The sequence below is a fragment of the Paracoccus acridae genome, from assembly GCF_014642735.1.
In the GTDB taxonomy this organism is placed as follows: domain Bacteria; phylum Pseudomonadota; class Alphaproteobacteria; order Rhodobacterales; family Rhodobacteraceae; genus Paracoccus; species Paracoccus acridae.
This window is the reverse complement of the sequence record NZ_BMIV01000007.1, coordinates 1-16,185: the sequence shown is the minus strand read 5'-3', so window position 1 is coordinate 16,185 and position 16,185 is coordinate 1. Positions and strand designations below refer to the sequence as shown.

Annotated in this window: 28 protein-coding genes; 1 reads left to right on the top strand and 27 read right to left on the bottom strand. The window is 63.7% G+C overall.

Going from position 1 to position 16,185, the window contains the following annotated elements; translation table 11 throughout:
* Positions 1 to 71: 71 nt before the first annotated feature.
* From IEX25_RS11430 to rplO, 6 genes are all read right to left on the bottom strand, one after another.
* Positions 72 to 1,088 (bottom strand): DNA-directed RNA polymerase subunit alpha, encoded by a 1,017-nt coding sequence (locus IEX25_RS11430; RefSeq protein WP_103173011.1) that lies wholly within the window; start codon positions 1,086 to 1,088, stop codon positions 72 to 74.
* A 116-nt stretch (positions 1,089 to 1,204) separates the two neighbouring features.
* Positions 1,205 to 1,594, bottom strand: a complete 390-nt coding sequence (gene rpsK, locus IEX25_RS11425) for a 30S ribosomal protein S11 (protein WP_089386342.1) — start codon at positions 1,592 to 1,594, stop codon at positions 1,205 to 1,207.
* Between the two features lie 12 nt (positions 1,595 to 1,606).
* Entirely contained in the window at positions 1,607 to 1,975 is a 369-nt protein-coding gene (gene rpsM / locus IEX25_RS11420) for a 30S ribosomal protein S13 (RefSeq protein ID WP_103173012.1), read from the bottom strand.
* A 152-nt stretch (positions 1,976 to 2,127) separates the two neighbouring features.
* Entirely contained in the window at positions 2,128 to 2,799 is a 672-nt protein-coding gene (locus tag IEX25_RS11415) for an adenylate kinase (protein WP_103173013.1), read from the bottom strand.
* Positions 2,800 to 2,834: 35 nt separating this feature from the next.
* Positions 2,835 to 4,205, bottom strand: coding sequence for a preprotein translocase subunit SecY (gene secY / locus IEX25_RS11410; protein ID WP_103173014.1), 1,371 nt, complete (start codon positions 4,203 to 4,205; stop codon positions 2,835 to 2,837).
* A 109-nt stretch (positions 4,206 to 4,314) separates the two neighbouring features.
* Entirely contained in the window at positions 4,315 to 4,794 is a 480-nt protein-coding gene (rplO, locus tag IEX25_RS11405; RefSeq protein WP_188715182.1) for a 50S ribosomal protein L15, read from the bottom strand.
* A gap of 212 nt (positions 4,795 to 5,006) precedes the next feature.
* On the opposite strand from rplO, the gene IEX25_RS11400 reads away from it, so the two are divergent.
* Positions 5,007 to 5,615, top strand: a complete 609-nt coding sequence (locus tag IEX25_RS11400; protein WP_103173016.1) for a hypothetical protein — start codon at positions 5,007 to 5,009, stop codon at positions 5,613 to 5,615.
* Positions 5,616 to 5,617: 2 nt separating this feature from the next.
* On the opposite strand, the gene IEX25_RS11395 is transcribed toward IEX25_RS11400, so the two are convergent.
* The 21 genes from IEX25_RS11395 to rpsJ form a co-directional block, all read right to left on the bottom strand.
* Positions 5,618 to 6,292: a hypothetical protein gene (locus IEX25_RS11395; RefSeq protein ID WP_188715180.1), complete on the bottom strand. Its 675-nt coding sequence runs from the start codon at positions 6,290 to 6,292 to the stop codon at positions 5,618 to 5,620.
* A gap of 167 nt (positions 6,293 to 6,459) precedes the next feature.
* Positions 6,460 to 6,645, bottom strand: a complete 186-nt coding sequence (rpmD, locus tag IEX25_RS11390) for a 50S ribosomal protein L30 (RefSeq protein WP_103173018.1) — start codon at positions 6,643 to 6,645, stop codon at positions 6,460 to 6,462.
* A gap of 12 nt (positions 6,646 to 6,657) precedes the next feature.
* Positions 6,658 to 7,224, bottom strand: a complete 567-nt coding sequence (gene rpsE, locus IEX25_RS11385; RefSeq protein WP_103173040.1) for a 30S ribosomal protein S5 — start codon at positions 7,222 to 7,224, stop codon at positions 6,658 to 6,660.
* Between the two features lie 130 nt (positions 7,225 to 7,354).
* The gene (gene rplR / locus IEX25_RS11380) at positions 7,355 to 7,714 is read right to left on the bottom strand and encodes a 50S ribosomal protein L18 (protein ID WP_103173019.1); all 360 of its coding nucleotides are present in this window, start codon (positions 7,712 to 7,714) and stop codon (positions 7,355 to 7,357) included.
* A gap of 12 nt (positions 7,715 to 7,726) precedes the next feature.
* Complete coding sequence (rplF, locus tag IEX25_RS11375) at positions 7,727 to 8,260, bottom strand: 50S ribosomal protein L6 (RefSeq protein ID WP_103173020.1); 534 nt, start codon at positions 8,258 to 8,260, stop codon at positions 7,727 to 7,729.
* Positions 8,261 to 8,272: 12 nt separating this feature from the next.
* A complete protein-coding gene (rpsH, locus tag IEX25_RS11370; RefSeq protein ID WP_103173021.1) occupies positions 8,273 to 8,671 on the bottom strand; it encodes a 30S ribosomal protein S8 in 399 nt (132 codons plus the stop codon).
* A gap of 9 nt (positions 8,672 to 8,680) precedes the next feature.
* Positions 8,681 to 8,986 carry a 30S ribosomal protein S14 gene (gene rpsN / locus IEX25_RS11365; protein ID WP_103173022.1) on the bottom strand — a complete coding sequence of 102 codons (306 nt, stop codon included), beginning with the start codon at positions 8,984 to 8,986 and terminating at the stop codon, positions 8,681 to 8,683.
* Between the two features lie 17 nt (positions 8,987 to 9,003).
* Entirely contained in the window at positions 9,004 to 9,564 is a 561-nt protein-coding gene (gene rplE, locus IEX25_RS11360) for a 50S ribosomal protein L5 (RefSeq protein WP_103173023.1), read from the bottom strand.
* Positions 9,564 to 9,869 carry a 50S ribosomal protein L24 gene (rplX, locus tag IEX25_RS11355; RefSeq protein ID WP_103173024.1) on the bottom strand — a complete coding sequence of 102 codons (306 nt, stop codon included), beginning with the start codon at positions 9,867 to 9,869 and terminating at the stop codon, positions 9,564 to 9,566. Before rplX ends, rplE begins: the two co-directional genes overlap by 1 nt.
* Positions 9,869 to 10,237, bottom strand: coding sequence for a 50S ribosomal protein L14 (rplN, locus tag IEX25_RS11350; protein WP_010400243.1), 369 nt, complete (start codon positions 10,235 to 10,237; stop codon positions 9,869 to 9,871). Before rplN ends, rplX begins: the two co-directional genes overlap by 1 nt.
* Before the next feature lie 76 nt (positions 10,238 to 10,313).
* Positions 10,314 to 10,559, bottom strand: a complete 246-nt coding sequence (gene rpsQ / locus IEX25_RS11345) for a 30S ribosomal protein S17 (RefSeq protein ID WP_103173025.1) — start codon at positions 10,557 to 10,559, stop codon at positions 10,314 to 10,316.
* 12 nt (positions 10,560 to 10,571) lie between these two features.
* Positions 10,572 to 10,778, bottom strand: a complete 207-nt coding sequence (gene rpmC / locus IEX25_RS11340; protein ID WP_103173026.1) for a 50S ribosomal protein L29 — start codon at positions 10,776 to 10,778, stop codon at positions 10,572 to 10,574.
* Positions 10,779 to 10,975: 197 nt separating this feature from the next.
* Positions 10,976 to 11,389 carry a 50S ribosomal protein L16 gene (gene rplP / locus IEX25_RS11335; protein WP_103173027.1) on the bottom strand — a complete coding sequence of 138 codons (414 nt, stop codon included), beginning with the start codon at positions 11,387 to 11,389 and terminating at the stop codon, positions 10,976 to 10,978.
* A 12-nt stretch (positions 11,390 to 11,401) separates the two neighbouring features.
* A complete protein-coding gene (gene rpsC, locus IEX25_RS11330) occupies positions 11,402 to 12,118 on the bottom strand; it encodes a 30S ribosomal protein S3 (RefSeq protein ID WP_103173028.1) in 717 nt (238 codons plus the stop codon).
* Positions 12,118 to 12,498, bottom strand: a complete 381-nt coding sequence (gene rplV / locus IEX25_RS11325; RefSeq protein WP_103173029.1) for a 50S ribosomal protein L22 — start codon at positions 12,496 to 12,498, stop codon at positions 12,118 to 12,120. Before rplV ends, rpsC begins: the two co-directional genes overlap by 1 nt.
* Before the next feature lie 5 nt (positions 12,499 to 12,503).
* Positions 12,504 to 12,782 (bottom strand): 30S ribosomal protein S19, encoded by a 279-nt coding sequence (gene rpsS / locus IEX25_RS11320; protein WP_103173030.1) that lies wholly within the window; start codon positions 12,780 to 12,782, stop codon positions 12,504 to 12,506.
* Positions 12,783 to 12,785: 3 nt separating this feature from the next.
* The gene (gene rplB / locus IEX25_RS11315; RefSeq protein WP_103173031.1) at positions 12,786 to 13,625 is read right to left on the bottom strand and encodes a 50S ribosomal protein L2; all 840 of its coding nucleotides are present in this window, start codon (positions 13,623 to 13,625) and stop codon (positions 12,786 to 12,788) included.
* A 94-nt stretch (positions 13,626 to 13,719) separates the two neighbouring features.
* Positions 13,720 to 14,016, bottom strand: a complete 297-nt coding sequence (locus IEX25_RS11310) for a 50S ribosomal protein L23 (protein WP_103173032.1) — start codon at positions 14,014 to 14,016, stop codon at positions 13,720 to 13,722.
* Positions 14,013 to 14,633, bottom strand: coding sequence for a 50S ribosomal protein L4 (gene rplD, locus IEX25_RS11305; RefSeq protein ID WP_103173033.1), 621 nt, complete (start codon positions 14,631 to 14,633; stop codon positions 14,013 to 14,015). Before rplD ends, IEX25_RS11310 begins: the two co-directional genes overlap by 4 nt.
* Positions 14,633 to 15,499 (bottom strand): 50S ribosomal protein L3, encoded by an 867-nt coding sequence (rplC, locus tag IEX25_RS11300; protein ID WP_103173034.1) that lies wholly within the window; start codon positions 15,497 to 15,499, stop codon positions 14,633 to 14,635. Before rplC ends, rplD begins: the two co-directional genes overlap by 1 nt.
* 10 nt (positions 15,500 to 15,509) lie before the next feature.
* On the bottom strand, positions 15,510 to 15,818 hold the full coding sequence (gene rpsJ, locus IEX25_RS11295) for a 30S ribosomal protein S10 (RefSeq protein ID WP_089386317.1): 309 nt from the start codon (positions 15,816 to 15,818) through the stop codon (positions 15,510 to 15,512).
* Between the last annotated feature and the right edge of the window lie 367 nt (positions 15,819 to 16,185).

Sequence of the window (16,185 nt, the reverse complement as noted above, 5' to 3'; positions counted from 1 at the left end):
GGGCCGCTCTCCTTGGGGCGGGATGCCCATATGTCGCAAGGTGCGTGCAAGCACGCACCCTACGCTATCTTTCAGAACTGGTCGTCGAACCGCTTGGCCAGATCCTCGATGTTCTCTGGCGGCCAGTCCACGACATCCATGCCCAGGTGCAGGCCCATGCCCGACAGCACTTCCTTGATCTCGTTCAAGGACTTGCGGCCGAAGTTCGGGGTGCGCAGCATCTCGGCCTCGGTTTTCTGGATCAGGTCGCCGATATAGACGATGTTGTCGTTCTTCAGGCAGTTGGCCGAACGGACCGACAGCTCCAGCTCGTCCACCTTCTTCAGCAGGCGCGGATCGAACTCCAGGCCATCCTCGGCATCCTGGCGGTTGGCCGATTCGGGTTCGTCGAAGTTCACGAAGACCGACAACTGGTCCTGGACGATGCGCGCGGCATAGGCCACGGCGTCTTCCGGGGTCAGCGAACCGTCGGTCTCGATCTTCATCGTCAGCTTGTCATAGTCCAGCACCTGCCCCTCGCGGGTGGGCGTGACTTCATAGCTGACGCGCTTGACCGGCGAGAAGATCGCGTCGATCGGGATCAGACCGATGGGCGCATCCTCGGGGCGGTTCTTGTCGGCGGCGACATAGCCCTTGCCCGTCTGCACGGTCAGTTCCATGTTCAGGTCCGCGCCGTCGTCCAGGTGGCAGATGACGTGATCGCGGTTCAGCACCGTGATCCCGGCCGTTTCCTGGATGTCGCCGGCCTTGACCTCGCCCGGGCCCTTGGCGGACAGGGTCAGGCGCTTGGGCCCTTCCACGTCCATCTTCAGCGTCACGCCCTTGAGGTTCAGGACGATGTCGGTAACGTCCTCGCGGACGCCGGCGACGCTGCTGAATTCATGCAGGACGTTGTCGATCTGGACCGAGGTGATGGCCCCGCCCTGCAGCGACGACAGCAGCACGCGGCGCAGCGCGTTGCCCAGGGTCAGGCCGAAACCACGTTCCAGCGGTTCGGCGACCAGCGTGGCGGTGCGGGTGGCATCCGCGCCCGGCTTGACGACCAGCTGAGTCGGCTTGATCAGCTCGGCCCAATTCTTGTGGATCATGCGTTTGCCTCCATTCTTGTCCCCGGCCCATGTCCTTGGCCGGAAACGCCCGAGGTTGAAAACGTAAAGACCGAACCGCGCGAAGCCGCGCGGTCCGGGTAAGCATCATCTGAAAATCAGACGCGGCGGCGCTTCGGCGGACGGCAGCCGTTATGCGCGATCGGCGTCACGTCGCGGATCGCGGTGATGTTGAAGCCAACCGAGGCCAGCGCGCGCAGCGCCGATTCACGGCCTGAACCGGGGCCCTGGACTTCGACTTCCAGCGTACGGACGCCGTGTTCCTGTGCCTTGCGGCCTGCGTCTTCGGCGGCCATCTGGGCGGCATAGGGGGTCGATTTGCGCGAGCCCTTGAAGCCCATGGTGCCGGCGGACGACCACGAGATCGCGTTGCCCTGCACGTCGGAAATCAGGATTTTCGTGTTGTTGAAGCTGGAATTCACATGCGCAACGCCGGTGGCGATGTTCTTGCGTTCCTTGCGCTTCATGCGGGTCTTGTCGCGTGCCATATCCGTTACCCCTTATTTCTTCTTGCCAGCGATGGGCTTCGCCGGGCCCTTGCGGGTGCGGGCATTGGTATGGGTGCGCTGACCGCGGACCGGCAGGCCGCGACGGTGGCGCAAGCCACGATACGAACCCAGGTCCATCATCCGCTTGATGTTCATCTGGGTTTCACGACGCAGGTCGCCTTCGACGGTCAGGTTGGCGTCGATGTATTCGCGGATCTGCAGAACTTCGGCGTCCGACAGGTCGTTGACGCGGCGCGCGCGGTCGATGCCGACGGCTTCGCAGATCTGTTCGGCATACATCGGGCCGATGCCGTGGATATAGGTCAGTGCGATCGGGACGCGTTTCCCGGTCGGAATGTTGACGCCAGCAATACGAGCCACGCGTTATCCTTTATCGGTTGCGGTTCCGTAGCACCGGAACCTTTTTTCACAACGGAAGGCCCGAAAGCCATGCCTTCGGGCCGCTGATGGTCCACCCCTGAAGGGTGATTCTCTTGCGAGATGACGTGACTTAAAGGCCGTTGACTGTGGCGTCAAGTGCCGGTCGCGATTTCGCTTGACGCGGGCAGGACGGTCTCGATCTGTGCGGCCACATCATCCATGGCGGCAAGACCGTCGACCGGCGCCAGCTTCCCCTTGGCATAGTAATAGCCGATCAGGGGCGAGGTCTTCTTGTAGTATTCCAGAAGCCGCGTCTTCAGGCTTTCCTCGTTGTCGTCGGCACGCCGCTTCAGGTCGGTCGATCCGCAGACGTCGCAGACCCCTTGCTTTGCAACCGGCTTGGTTTCGTCGTGATACACCTCGCCGCAGTTGCCGCAGGTATAGCGGCCGGTGATGCGGCGGACCAAGGCCTCGTCATCCACCTGCATCTCGACCACGGCGTCCAGCACCATGCCGGTCTCGTCCAGCAACTGGCCAAGCGCGTCGGCTTGCGCCAGTGTCCGGGGGAAGCCGTCGAAGATGAAGCCGTTGCCGCCTTCCGACAGTCTTTCGCGGATCAGGCCGATGACGATCTCGTCGGTGACAAGTTGGCCCCGGTCCATGACCTCGGCCACGCGCTTGCCCATCTCGGTTCCCGAAGACCGGGCCGCGCGCAGCATGTCGCCGGTAGAGAGCTGCACCAGCCCGCGTTCCTCGACCAGCTTGCGGGCCTGGGTTCCCTTGCCGGCACCGGGCGGTCCCAGCAGAATGATATTGATCGTCATCTAAGGTCTGTCCCCCTCGTCAGCCCTTGGGGCCGTTAGCGGCGCGACGGTGCGCGACGCGGCTTTGCGCTTCCCTCTTTGCGTTTACCACGCAGTTGGGATTTCTCAATCAGGCCTTCGTACTGATGCGCCAGAAGATGGCTTTGCACCTGGTTGATCGTGTCCATCGTCACCGACACCACGATCAGGACCGAGGTTCCGCCGAAGTAGAACGGGATCGACCACTGGTGGCGCAGGATTTCGGGAAGCAGACAGACCGCCGCCAGATAGGCCGCGCCGATCACCAGCACGCGGTTGACGACATAATCCAGGTATTCCTCGGTCCGCTTGCCCGGACGGATGCCCGGGATGAAGCCGCCCTGGTTCTTCAGGTTCTCGGCCACGTCGTCGGATTTGAAGCTGACGTTCTGGGTATAGAAATAGGCGAAGAAGACGATCATCGCCGCGAAGAAGATCAGGTAAAGCGGCTGGCCCGGGCCGAAATAGGCCAGGATCGTGGACATGATCGGACCCGTCTGGTTGCCCGAGAAGGTCGAGATCGTGATCGGCAGCAAGAGCAGCGAGGACGCGAAGATCGCCGGGATGACGCCCGCCGGGTTCACCTTGATCGGCAGGTGGCTGGACTGGCCGTCATAGATCTTCATGCCGACCTGGCGCCGCGGGTACTGGATGCGGATCTTGCGCAGCGCGCGTTCCATGAAGACCACGAAGGCGATCACGGCAACAACCATCACGATCACGCCCAGGATCACCGGGGTCGAGATCGCGCCCGACCGGCCCTGCGCGAAGAAGCTGGCCAAGGCCGCCGGAATTTCCGCGACGATGCCCACGAAGATGATCAGAGAGATGCCGTTGCCGATGCCGCGTGCGGTGATCTGTTCGCCCAGCCACATCAGGAACATGGTGCCGCCGACCAGGGTGATGACCACGGATGCCTGGAAGAACAGGCCCGGATCATGCGCAAGGCCGCCGGCTTCCAGCGACTTCGCCAGGCCGTAAGCCTGGAACAGCGCCAGGGCCACGGTGCCATAGCGGGTGTACTGGTTGATCTTCTTGCGCCCTTGCTCGCCTTCCTTCTTCAGCTGTTCCAGCGAAGGCACCATTGAGGTCAGAAGCTGCACGATGATCGAGGCCGAGATATAGGGCATGATCCCCAGGGCGAAGACACCCATGCGGCCAAGCGCGCCGCCGGTGAACATCGACAGGATGCCGCCGATGCCCGACTGGGCCTGGTCCATGAAGTTGCGCAGCGCCGCGCCGTCGATGCCCGGCACGGGAATATAGGTGCCCAGGCGATAGATGATCAGCAGGCCGATCGTGAACCAGATACGCTGGCGAAGTTCCGTGGCCTTGCCGAATGCGCTCCATGAAAGGTTCGCGGCCATCTGTTCTGCGGCTGACGCCATGTGTTTTACGTCCCGTGTCATGACAGCGCCGCCGACCCGTTTCCGGGGACCGGCGGCGCCAGGAAAACCTGTTCGCTATCTATGGGGCGCGCACGCCCCGATCAACAGCTTATTCCGCCGCCGCTTCGGCCTTGACCGGCAGCGACACCTTGCCGCCCGCCTTCTCGACCGCCTCGACCGCCGATTTCGACGCGCCGGTGACGGTGATGGTCAGGGCCGAGGTCAGCTCGCCCTTGGCCAGCAGACGGATGCCGTCCAGCTTGCGGCGCACCAGGCCGGATGCGACCAGGGCGTCCTCGGTCAGTTCGGCGGTGGCGTCGATCTTGCCGGCGTCGATGAAGGTCTGGATCTGGCCCAGGTTCACCACGGCGAAGGATTTCGCGTTCGGCGCGGTGAAGCCGCGCTTCGGCAGGCGGCGGTACAGCGGCATCTGGCCGCCTTCATAGCCGTTCAGCGCAACGCCCGAACGCGAGCTTTGGCCCTTGATACCACGGCCGGCGGTCTTGCCCTTGCCCGAACCGGGTCCGCGCGCAACGCGCTTCTTCTTGCGGTTGGCGCCGTCGTTGTCGCGGATTTCATGCAGTTTCATGTCGCTTCTCCTAGGCCGGACGCACCCCCGAAGCGATGATGGGGCGGACGCGGCATGTCAGTTTCGTGAATCGGTGCGCGATGGCACCCGCGGGCGTATAGCGGGAACCGTCCCCTGGGGCAAGGCTTGGCTTTCCGGCCGGACAAGCGGATGTGAGTTGCCGTTGCGGATGGCCGGATTATCAGGATGGGATCAGCTTACGGACCGATTTCATGACCCGCATCGCCCTTTTCCTTGCCACGCTGCTTCTTGCCCCCGCCGCCGCCCAGGCCGAGCCCACCTTCTGCACCGCCCGCATCAATGGCCGCGATGTCCCGCTGGCCTATGACCCCAAGGAACCAGGCCTGCGCGATCACTTCAGCCGGCGAGAGATCCTTTTCACCTCCTGGGGCCGCGACACCTGCCCCAGCTATGTCGTGCTGCGCAGCCTCACGCCCGACCTGAACGACGACGAGCGCGGCCCCTTTTGCCTGCGCCACGACAAGACCAGCGATTCGATCATCGGCTATGACCTGGGGCGCCGCGATGCCTATGGCCGCTGCGAGGCGGCAGCCAAGACCGTCTGCCAGCGGGTGAACCAGACCAAGAACGCGGCCGTCGCCATCACCGGCGCTGCCGCACGGGGCGCGATCAGTGGCGCAAGGGCGCTGCCCGACGGGTCGGGCGCGGTGATCCTCAGCGGCTCGCAGGGCTATATCACCGGGGCGCTGTCCTCGATCGGCGGGGCGGCCGCAGCGATGGCGTCGTCGCCCGCGATCGTCGCGGGGGCCGCCGTTTCGGTCGTCGCGGTGGGTGGCGCGGTCTATGCCTGCCAGGAATAGCCTCAGAACTCCAGCCAGGTTCCGATCTTGATCGCGGGCTCGCTGGGCCCCACCAGCGGGACGATCACCCCTGCTTCAAGCCGTGCCGGGCCGGGAATGTCATAAACGACGGAACTAGCCAGCTTGGCCTGGAAGTCGCTGTCCTTGCGCGTCTCCAGCCGAAGCTGATTGACAAGGGCCCAGGCGGGCTGCGGGCGGATTCCGACGGTCAGGTCCAGCTTGCCGACGATCTCGGGCGTCAGATAGGCGTATTCCACCTGCGTCAGCCCATCGCGCACAGTGACCTCCTCGGTCTTGCCGGCGACCTTCACCCGGGCTTCGGCCGTCATCCAGCCCCCGTCCCATGGCCCCGAAAAGCCGCGTCCCAGCATCAGGGCTGCCTGGCTCAGCGGCAGGATCTCTCCATCCCGCCGGATTGCACCAAAGCCCATGGAATAGGACAGCCGATAGGGCCCCTGCCCGCCGTCCAGCGATTTCTGGTACCACAGCATGGCCGTGGTTTCACCCACATCCGTGTGGCCCAGTTCGAACCCCAGGACACGGTGGCGGGACAGGCCATATTCCAGGTACAAGCCCAGGTGAGAGTTCCGCGCCTTGTCATGTTCCCCCGAGAAAGCCACGAAGACCTGCCCCGGATCGCGCGGCCATGGACCGGCGGAAGCCAGAGAAGCCGCCATCAGCCAGAAAAGGCAGGCACCAAAGAGCCGCGTCACCGTCGTCCCCATCCGGTTTGCATCACCGACAGGGATAGGAGCCAGACGTTAGGAAAGGATTAACGCGACAGGGCGAAATGAAATACGCCCCGGATTTCTCCGGGGCGTTCTTTCCTGCCGATCCCGATGGATCAGGCTTTTTCTTCGATGATGGTCACCAGATGCGGGATCTTCGCGACCATGCCGCGGATCGAGGGAGTATCCTCAAGCTCGCGCGTGCGGTTCATCTTGTTCAGGCCCAGGCCCTTCAGCGTCTCACGCTGGATGGCGGGGCGGCGGATCGGGCTGCCGATCTGCTTGACGACGATGGTTGCCATTCGCCTGTCTCCTTAGGCTTCGACCGGCTCGGCAGCCGGCTTGTTGTCCTGCGGCAGGATGTCGGCCACCTTCTTGCCGCGACGCTGCGCGACCGAACGGGGGCTCGATTCCTTCTTCAGGCCATCCAGCGTCGCACGGATCATGTTGTAGGGGTTCTGCGAACCCTGCGACTTCGCCACGACGTCCTGGACGCCCAGCATCTCGAACACGGCGCGCATCGGACCACCGGCGATGATCCCGGTCCCCGGAACCGCGGTGCGCATGATCACCTTGCCCGCGCCATGACGGCCTTCGATGTCGTGGTGCAGGGTGCGGCCGTCGCGCAGGGGCACGCGGACCAGCGAACGCTTGGCCTGCTCGGTGGCCTTGCGGATCGCTTCCGGCACTTCCTTGGCCTTGCCCTTGCCGAAGCCGACACGGCCGCGCTGATCGCCGACGACGACCAGGGCTGCAAAGCCGAAGCGCTTGCCACCCTTGACGGTCTTCGACACACGGTTGATCGCAACAAGGCGATCCTGGAATTCCGGGTTTTCCTCGCGCTCTTCGCGGCGACCCCGGCGGTTATCACGTTCTGCCATGAGGCATTCCTTGTCAGGTGGCGCTTCATTCGCGCCGGTTGGTTCAATCCAGGTGGGGCGGCCCGCAAGGACCGCCCCCCGGATCATCGGGGCGGCGCCGCCCCTTCCGGAACCGGCGCCACCCGCATCATCAGAACTTCAGGCCACCTTCACGGGCAGCGTCGGCCAGGGCCTTCACCTTGCCGTGGAAGATGAAGCCGCCGCGGTCGAACACGACTTCCTCGATGCCGGCGGCTTTCGCACGCTCGGCGATCGCGGCGCCGATCTTGGCGGCAGCCTCGACGTTGTTCTTGCCGACCAGGCCGAAGTCCTTCTCCAGCGTGCTGGCGGAAGCCAGGGTCACACCGTTCAGGTCGTCGATGACCTGAACCGAGATGTTCTTCGACGAACGGTGGACGGACAGCCGCGGACGGCCATTCGACATCGCCCGCAGTTTGTTCCGAACGCGCAGGCGGCGCTTCTGGAACAGCTCTTGCTTTTTCAGTGCCATTTCATGCGCCCCTTACTTCTTCTTGCCTTCCTTGCGGAAGACGAACTCGCCCTTGTAGCGGATGCCCTTGCCCTTGTAGGGCTCGGGCTTGCGCCATTCGCGAATGTTCGCGGCCACCTGACCAACAAGCTGCTGGTCGATGCCTTCCACGACGATTTCGGTCTGCTTCGGCGCCGTGATCGTCACGCCTTCCGGCGTTTCGAAGTTCACGTCGTGCGAATAGCCCAGAGCCAGCTTCAGGGTCTTGCCCTGCATCGAGGCGCGGTAACCCACGCCCTGGATTTCCAGCTCTTTCTTGAAGCCTTCCGACACGCCGACGGTCAGGTTCTCCACCATCGAGCGGGTCAGGCCCCACTGCTGGCGGGCCCGCTTCGAGGTGCCGCGCGGCTTCACCGCCACCGAACCTTCGTCCAGAACCAGATCGACGTCATCCGTCGCCGTGAAGCTGCGGGTGCCTTTCGGCCCCTTCACTTCGATGGTCTGGCCCTTGATCTCGGCCGTCACGCCCTTGGGCAGAGCGACCGGCTTTTTACCAATCCGAGACATCTGCTGCCCTCCTTAGAACACGGTGCAGAGGACTTCGCCGCCGACATTGGCGTTGCGAGCCGCTGCATCCGACATGACGCCCTTGGGCGTCGAGACGATGGAGACGCCCAGACCCTGGCGGACCTGCGGGATTTCCTTGGCGCCGGCGTAAACGCGGCGGCCAGGCTTCGAGACACGCGACAGCTCGCGGATGACCGGGGTGCCGTCGTGGTACTTCAGACCGATCTCAAGCTCGGCATGGCCGGCTTCGGTGGTCACTTCTTCATAGCCGCGGATGTAACCTTCGGCTTTCAGCACGTCCAGAACCCAAGCGCGCAGCTTGGAGGCCGGGGTGCGGACGGTCGATTTGCCGCGCATCTGTGCGTTGCGGATGCGGGTCAGCATATCGCCGAGAGGATCGTTCATCGACATTGTGCCCCCTTACCAGCTGGACTTGACGAGACCGGGGATCTGACCTTGCGAGCCCAGCTCGCGCAGCATGATCCGCGACAGTTTCAGTTTGCGGTAATACGCGTGCGGACGGCCGGTCAGTTGGCACCGGTTGTGCAGACGCGTTTCCGACGAGTTGCGCGGCAGTTCGGCCAGCTTCAGCGAAGCCTTGAACCGCTCTTCCATCGGACGGGACTGGTCGTTGATGACCTCCTTGAGGGAGGCGCGCTTGGCGGCGAATTTCGCGACCAGACGCTCGCGCTTCTTCTCGCGCTCGACCATGGATTTCTTTGCCATATCTCTTACCTCCGCGATCAGCTGTTGAAGGGCATGTTGAAATGCTTCAACAGCGCTTTCGCTTCCGCGTCGGTCGGCGCGGTGGTGCAGATGATGATGTCCATCCCCAGAACTTCGTCGACCTTGTCGAAGTTGATTTCCGGGAACACGATGTGCTCCTTCAGGCCCATGGCATAGTTGCCGCGGCCGTCGAAAGAGGTGCCCTTCACGCCGCGGAAGTCGCGGACGCGCGGCAGCGCGATGTTGATCAGGCGGTCCAGGAATTCGTACATCCGGTCGCCGCGCAGGGTCACCTTGGCGCCCAGCGGCATTTCTTCCCGGACGCGGAAGCCCGCGATCGAGTTCTTCGCCTTGGTGATCACGGCCTTCTGGCCGGCGATCAGCGACAGTTCCTCGGCGCCCTGCTTCACCTTCTTGGTGTCTTTCACGGCCTCGCCGATGCCCATGTTCAGGACGATCTTGTCCAGACGCGGGATCTGCATGTCGTTCTTGTAGCCGAATTCTTCCTTCAGCGCGGCCCGGACGGTGTCGCGGTAAACCGCCTTGAGGCGCGGCGTGTACTTGGTTGCGTCCAGCATCAGATCACGTCTCCCGTGGTCTTGGCGAAGCGGACCTTCTTGTCGCCTTCCATGCGGAAGCCGACGCGGGTCGCCTTGCCATTGGCATCCAGCAGCGCCAGGTTCGACAGGTCGATCGGCATCGCCTTCGGCGTGCGGCCGCCCTGGGTCGTCTGGGTCTGGCGGGCGTGACGGATCGCGATGTTGATGCCGTCAACGATGGCCTTGTTGTCCTTGGGCATGACGGCGGTGATTTCGCCCTGCTTGCCCTTGTCCTTGCCGGTCAGCACGACGACCTTGTCGCCCTTTTTCAGCTTGGCAGCCATTACAGCACCTCCGGCGCAAGCGAGATGATCTTCATGAAGTTCTTCGCGCGCAGCTCGCGGACGACCGGCCCGAAGATACGGGTGCCGACCGGTTCGCCCTGGTTGTTCAGGATGACGGCGGCGTTGCGGTCGAAGCGGATCGAGGTTCCGTCTTCGCGCTTCACTTCCTTGGCGGTCCGAACGACCACGGCCTTGCGGACGTCGCCCTTCTTGACCCGGCCCCGCGGGATGGCTTCCTTGACGGACACGACAATGATGTCGCCCACCGACGCATAGCGACGGTGCGAACCACCCAGGACCTTGATGCACTGAACCCGGCGTGCGCCGGAGTTGTCAGCAACATCCAGATTGGTCTGCATCTGGATCATTTGGTTTCTCCCGACCTTTGGGGACCGCCACTTGCGGCCCCAGGGTTTCGATCATTTCTGATCTGTGATGATGGACTTACGCGGAAACCGCTTCGTCCGTCAGGACAGTCCAGCGTTTCGTCTTCGAGATCGGCGCGCATTCGACGATGCGAACGAGGTCACCGACCTTGAACTGGTTGTTCGCGTCATGCGCCCGATACTTCTTGGACGAGCGAACGGTCTTGTGCAGCAGCGGGTGCTTGAAGCGACGCTCGACCAGGACGGTGATGGTCTGTTCGTTCTTGTCGCTGGTGACGCGGCCTTGCAGGATGCGTTTGGGCATGGGCCAGGCTCCTTAGTTCGAGGCCGCGGCTTCCGCCGCTTTCTGGTTCAGAATAGTTTTCACACGGGCCACGTCGCGGCGAACGGCACGCATCCGGGCGGTGCTTTCCAGTTGGCCGGTGGCCTGCTGGAAGCGGAGGTTGAAGGCCTCCTTCTTCAGCGCGACAAGCTGATCCTTCAGCTGGTCGGGCGTCTTCGACGTCAGTTCCTGCGCTTTCATGGCGCTTTCCTTTCAACATCACCGGAGAGCCCCTGCACGCAGGGCCACCCTGATTCCCGGTGGAGTTTCATGATGAAGGCCTGCCCATACAGGCAATGCGGCCTTGGCGCAACCCTTTTCCCGCCAGGAAAAGGAAAACCCCGCCAGTCGCCCGGCGGGGTCGTGTTCCCTGGGGTGCGTGCTTGCACGCCCCGATCTTACCAGTCTTCGCGCGCCACGATGCGGGTCAGCACCGGAAGCTTGTTCGCCCCCAGGCGCAGGGCTTCACGCGCGATCTCGTCGGACACGCCGTCGATCTCGAACATGATGCGGCCGGGATGGACGCGGGCGGCCCAGAAATCGACCGAACCCTTGCCTTTACCCATCCGCACTTCGGTCGGCTTCGAGGAAACCGGGACGTCCGGGAAAATCCGGATCCAGACCCGGCCCTGACGCTTCATGTGGCGGGTGATCGCGCGGCGGGCCGCTTCGATCTGACGGGCGGTCACGCGCTCGGGCTCGGTGGCCTTCAGCGCATAGGATCCGAAGTTCAGGGCGAAACCGCCCTTGGCTTCGCCGTGGATCCGGCCCTTGTGCTGTTTGCGGAACTTGGTCCGTTTCGGTTGCAGCATCTTGTTTGCTCCTTAGCGCGCGTCGCGGTCACGGCGCGGACCACGGGGGGCCGGACCTTCCTGAGCCTCGGCGGCCTTGCGGTCGCGGGCCTGGGGGTCGTGCTCCATGATCTCGCCCTTGAAGATCCACACCTTCACCCCGATGATCCCGTAGGGGGTCGAGGCTTCGGCCAACGCATAGTCGATGTCGGCACGCAGGGTGTGCAGGGGCACACGGCCCTCGCGATACCATTCGGTCCGCGCGATCTCGGCGCCGCCAAGGCGGCCCGACACGTTCACGCGGATGCCCAGGGCACCCATGCGCATCGCGTTCTGCACGGCGCGCTTCATCGCGCGGCGGAACGAAACCCGACGCTCGAGCTGCTGGGCGATCGATTCCGCGACCAGGGCGGCATCGACTTCCGGCTTGCGCACTTCGACGATGTTCAGGTGAACTTCCGACTTGGTGAAGTTCGCCAGCTTGTTGCGCAGGACCTCGATATCGGCGCCTTTCTTGCCGATGATCACGCCCGGACGCGCCGCATGGATCGTCACGCGGCACTTGCGGTGCGGACGCTCGATGATGACGCGGCTGACGCCGGCCTGCTTGGCTTCCGTCTTGATGAAGTCCCGGATCTTCAGGTCTTCAAGCAGCAGGTTGCCATAGTCCTTGTCGTCGGCGTACCAGCGGCTGTCCCAGGTGCGGTTGACCTGGAGGCGCATGCCGATCGGATTGACCTTCTGACCCATTACGCTTGCTCCTCGACTTGGCGCACCTTGATGGTGATTTCCGAAAACGGCTTCATGATCTTGCCATAACGGCCACGCGCCCGCGGACGGCCGCGCTTCATCACCAGGTTCTTGCCCACCCAGGCTTCGGCGACGATCAGGTTGTCGACATCCAGGCCGTGGTTGTTTTCGGCGTTCGCGATCGCCGACTGCAGGCACTTCTTCACGTCGCCCGCGATCCGCTTGTGCGAGAAGGTCAAGTCGGCCAGGGCCTTGTCCACCTTCTTGCCGCGGATCAGCGCTGCGACGAGGTTCAGCTTCTGCGGCGAAGTGCGCAGACCCTTGGTCTTCGCGAATGCTTCGTTCTCCGCCACGCGGCGCGGATTTTGTTCCTTACCCATGACGCTTACTTCCTCTTGGCTTTCTTGTCCGCCGCGTGGCCGTAATAGGTCCGCGTGGGCGAGTATTCACCGAATTTCTGGCCGATCATCTCCTCGGAGACGGCAACGGGGATATGCTTCTGCCCGTTGTAGACGCCGAAGGTCAGGCCGACGAATTGCGGCAGGATGGTGGAACGACGCGACCAGATCTTGATGACGTCGGATTTGCCCGACTCGCGGGCCTTTTCCGCCTTCTTGAGCACATAGGCGTCAACAAAGGGGCCTTTCCAGATAGAACGTGCCATAGGTCAGCGCCCCTTCTTCTTCGCGTGACGCGACCGCAGGATGTACTTGTCGGTCGCCTTGTTCGAGCGGGTCTTCTTGCCCTTGGTGTCCTTGCCCCAGGGTGTGACCGGCGTACGGCCGCCCGAGGTCCGGCCTTCACCACCACCATGCGGGTGGTCGATCGGGTTCATGGCAACACCGCGAACGCTGGGACGGATGCCCTTGTGGCGGTTCCGGCCAGCCTTGCCCAGGTTCTGGTTCGAATGGTCAGCGTTCGACACGGCGCCGATGGTCGCCATGCATTCCTGACGGACCAGGCGCAGCTCGCCCGAGGACAGGCGGATCTGGGCATAGCCGCCGTCGCGGCCGACGAACTGGGCATAGGTGCCAGCCGAACGGGCGATCTGGCCGCCCTTGCCGGGCTTCAGCTCGACGTTGTGGACGATCGTGCCGATCGGCATGCCGCTGAAGGGCATGGCGTTGCCGGGCTTCACGTCGACCTTGGCGCCGGCGATGACCTTGTCGCCCACGGCCAGACGCTGCGGCGCGATGATATAGGCGCGCTCGCCGTCCTCATAGCCGATCAGGGCGATGAAGGCGGTGCGGTTGGGATCGTATTCGATCCGCTCGACCACGGCGGCCATGTCGAACTTGGTGCGCTTGAAATCGACGATGCGATACAGGCGCTTCGCCCCGCCGCCCTTGCGGCGCATGGTGATCCGTCCGGTGTTGTTCCGACCGCCGTTCTTGGTCAGGCCTTCGGTGAGGGCCTTGACCGGGCGACCTTTCCAAAGCTCCGAACGGTCGATCAGAACCAGCCCGCGCTGGCCAGGCGTCGTCGGTTTATACGACTTCAATGCCATCTTTCTGTCTTCCGTTGCTTTGGACCAGGGTGGTCCGTTGTCGTCAAAAGATCGCGGCCCCGGTTAACCCAGGGCCGCAGATTTCCGCCTGCTATCAGAGTCCGGTGGACACGTCGATAGTGCTACCCTCTTCCAGGGTGACATAGGCTTTCTTCACGTCGCTGCGGCGACCCAGGATGCCCCGGAAGCGCTTCTGCTTGCCCTTGGTGACGGTGGTGTTGACCGCCTTCACCTTGACGCCGAACAGGGCCTCGACCGCCTGCTTGATCTGCGGCTTGGTCGAATCCTTCGCCACCTGGAAGACCACGCCGTTGTTTTCCGACGTCATGGTGGCTTTCTCGGTGATGATCGGCTTGACGATCACGTCGTAATGTTCAGCTTTCGCGCTCATTTCAAACGAGCCTCCAGAGCTTCGACGCCCGAACGCGTGATCACAAGCGTGTCGCGCTTCAGGATGTCATACACGTTGGCACCCATCGACGGCAGGATGTCCACGCCTTCGATGTTGCGGGCGGCGCGGGCGAAGCCTTCGTTGACTTCGGCACCGTCGATCACCAGCACGCGCTTCCAGCCGTTTTCCTTGACGGCCTTGGCCACGGCCGAGGTCTTGGCATCGGCGAGGTTCAGATCCTCGACGATCACCAGTTCACCCGCGGTTGCCTTGGCGGACAGGGCATGGCGCAGACCCAGGGCGCGCACCTTCTTCGGCAGATCGAAGGCGTGCGAACGCGGGGTCGGGCCCTTGTAGACGCCACCATGACGGAAGGTCGGCGCCTTGCGGGAACCGTGGCGTGCGCCGCCGGTGCCTTTCTGGCGATAGATCTTCTTGGTCGAATAGCTGACGTCGGACTTGCCCAGCACCGAGTGGGTGCCCTGCTGCGCCTTGGCGCGCTGCCAGCGAACGACGCGCTGCAGGATGTCGCCGCGCGGCTCCAGCCCGAAGATCTCGTCGGCCAGCTCGATTTCACCGGCCTTGCCGGCGTCCAGCTTGATCACATCGAGTTTCATCACTTGTCTCCTTCGGGCGCAGCAGCGTCGTCACCCTCGGCCTTGTCGGCCTGGATCGAAGCCTGGGCTTCGGCCAGTGCAGCTTCCTCGGCGGCGGCGGCTTCGGCGGCGGCAGCCTCGCGGGCGGCTTCCTCGGCCGCGGCGGCTTCGGCGGCGGCGGCTTCGGCCAGACGCTTGGCTTCTTCAGCGGCGGACTTCAGCGCGGCGGGATAGATCACGTTCTCGGGCGCCGCTTTCTTCACGGCGTCCTTGATCGTGACCCAGCCACCTTTCGAACCGGGGACCGAACCCTTGACCATGATCAGGCCACGGTCGGCATCGGTGCGCACGACCTGCAGGTTCTGCGTGGTGACGCGGACGGCGCCCAGGTGGCCGGCCATCTTCTTGCCTTTGAACACCTTGCCGGGGTCCTGGCACTGGCCGGTCGAACCGTGCGAACGGTGGCTGATCGACACGCCGTGCGAGGCGCGCAGACCGCCGAAGTTGTGACGCTTCATGGCGCCCGCAAAGCCCTTACCGATCGAGGTGCCGGCGATGTCCACGAACTGACCCGCGAAATAGTGGTCAGCCGTGATCTCCTCACCGACGTTGATCAGGTTTTCCTCGGCAACGCGGAATTCCGCGATCTTGCGCTTGGGCGCGACCGAGGCCTTGGCGAAGTGGCCGCGCATCGCGGCGGTCGTGCGCTTGGCCTTGGCGACACCGGCGCCCAGCTGGACGGCGGTATAGCCGTCGCGCGCAACGGTGCGCTGATCGACGACCTGCAGGTTGTCCAGTTGCAGGACGGTCACCGGAACCTGACGGCCGTCTTCCAGGAACAGCCGGGTCATGCCCAGTTTCTTGGCGATAATACCAGTACGCAGCATCATCCCCTCCTTACACCTTGATCTCGACGTCCACGCCGGCGGCGAGGTCGAGCTTCATCAGGGCGTCAACGGTCTGCGGGGTCGGATCGACGATGTCCAGCAGGCGCTTGTGGGTGCGGATTTCCCACTGGTCGCGCGACTTCTTGTCGATGTGCGGGCCGCGCAGGACGGTGAATTTCTCGATCTTGTTCGGCAGCGGAATCGGGCCGCGAACGGTCGCGCCGGTGCGCTTGGCGGTGTTGACGATTTCCTGGGTGCTGGCTTCCAGCACGCGGTAATCGAACGCCTTCAGCCGGATGCGGATATTCTGACTTTGCATAGTCATCCCTCTGACGGGGAGTTCCAGTCGAGAGGCTGACATCGCACCACGCGGCGCCAGCGTCGGACCGTATAAAAACTGCAAGGCCGCCCTGACAAGGCGGCCGCGCGCAAGGCAAGCGAATCTCGGCGCAATGCGGATTCGACTGCGATGCGGGCCTATAGCCTCTTTGCAAGGCGGACGTCAAGCACGATCGGCCATGTTCCTGATACGGGGCCTGCCCTCTGGCGCCGGGCCGTCCCGCAGTGTGACCCCGCCCCACGAAAAAGCCCGCCCCTTTCGGGACGGGCCTTGTTGTCACCGCGATGCGGCTCGGATCACTTGATGATCTTGGAGACCACGCCGGCGCCGACAGTGCGGCCGCCTT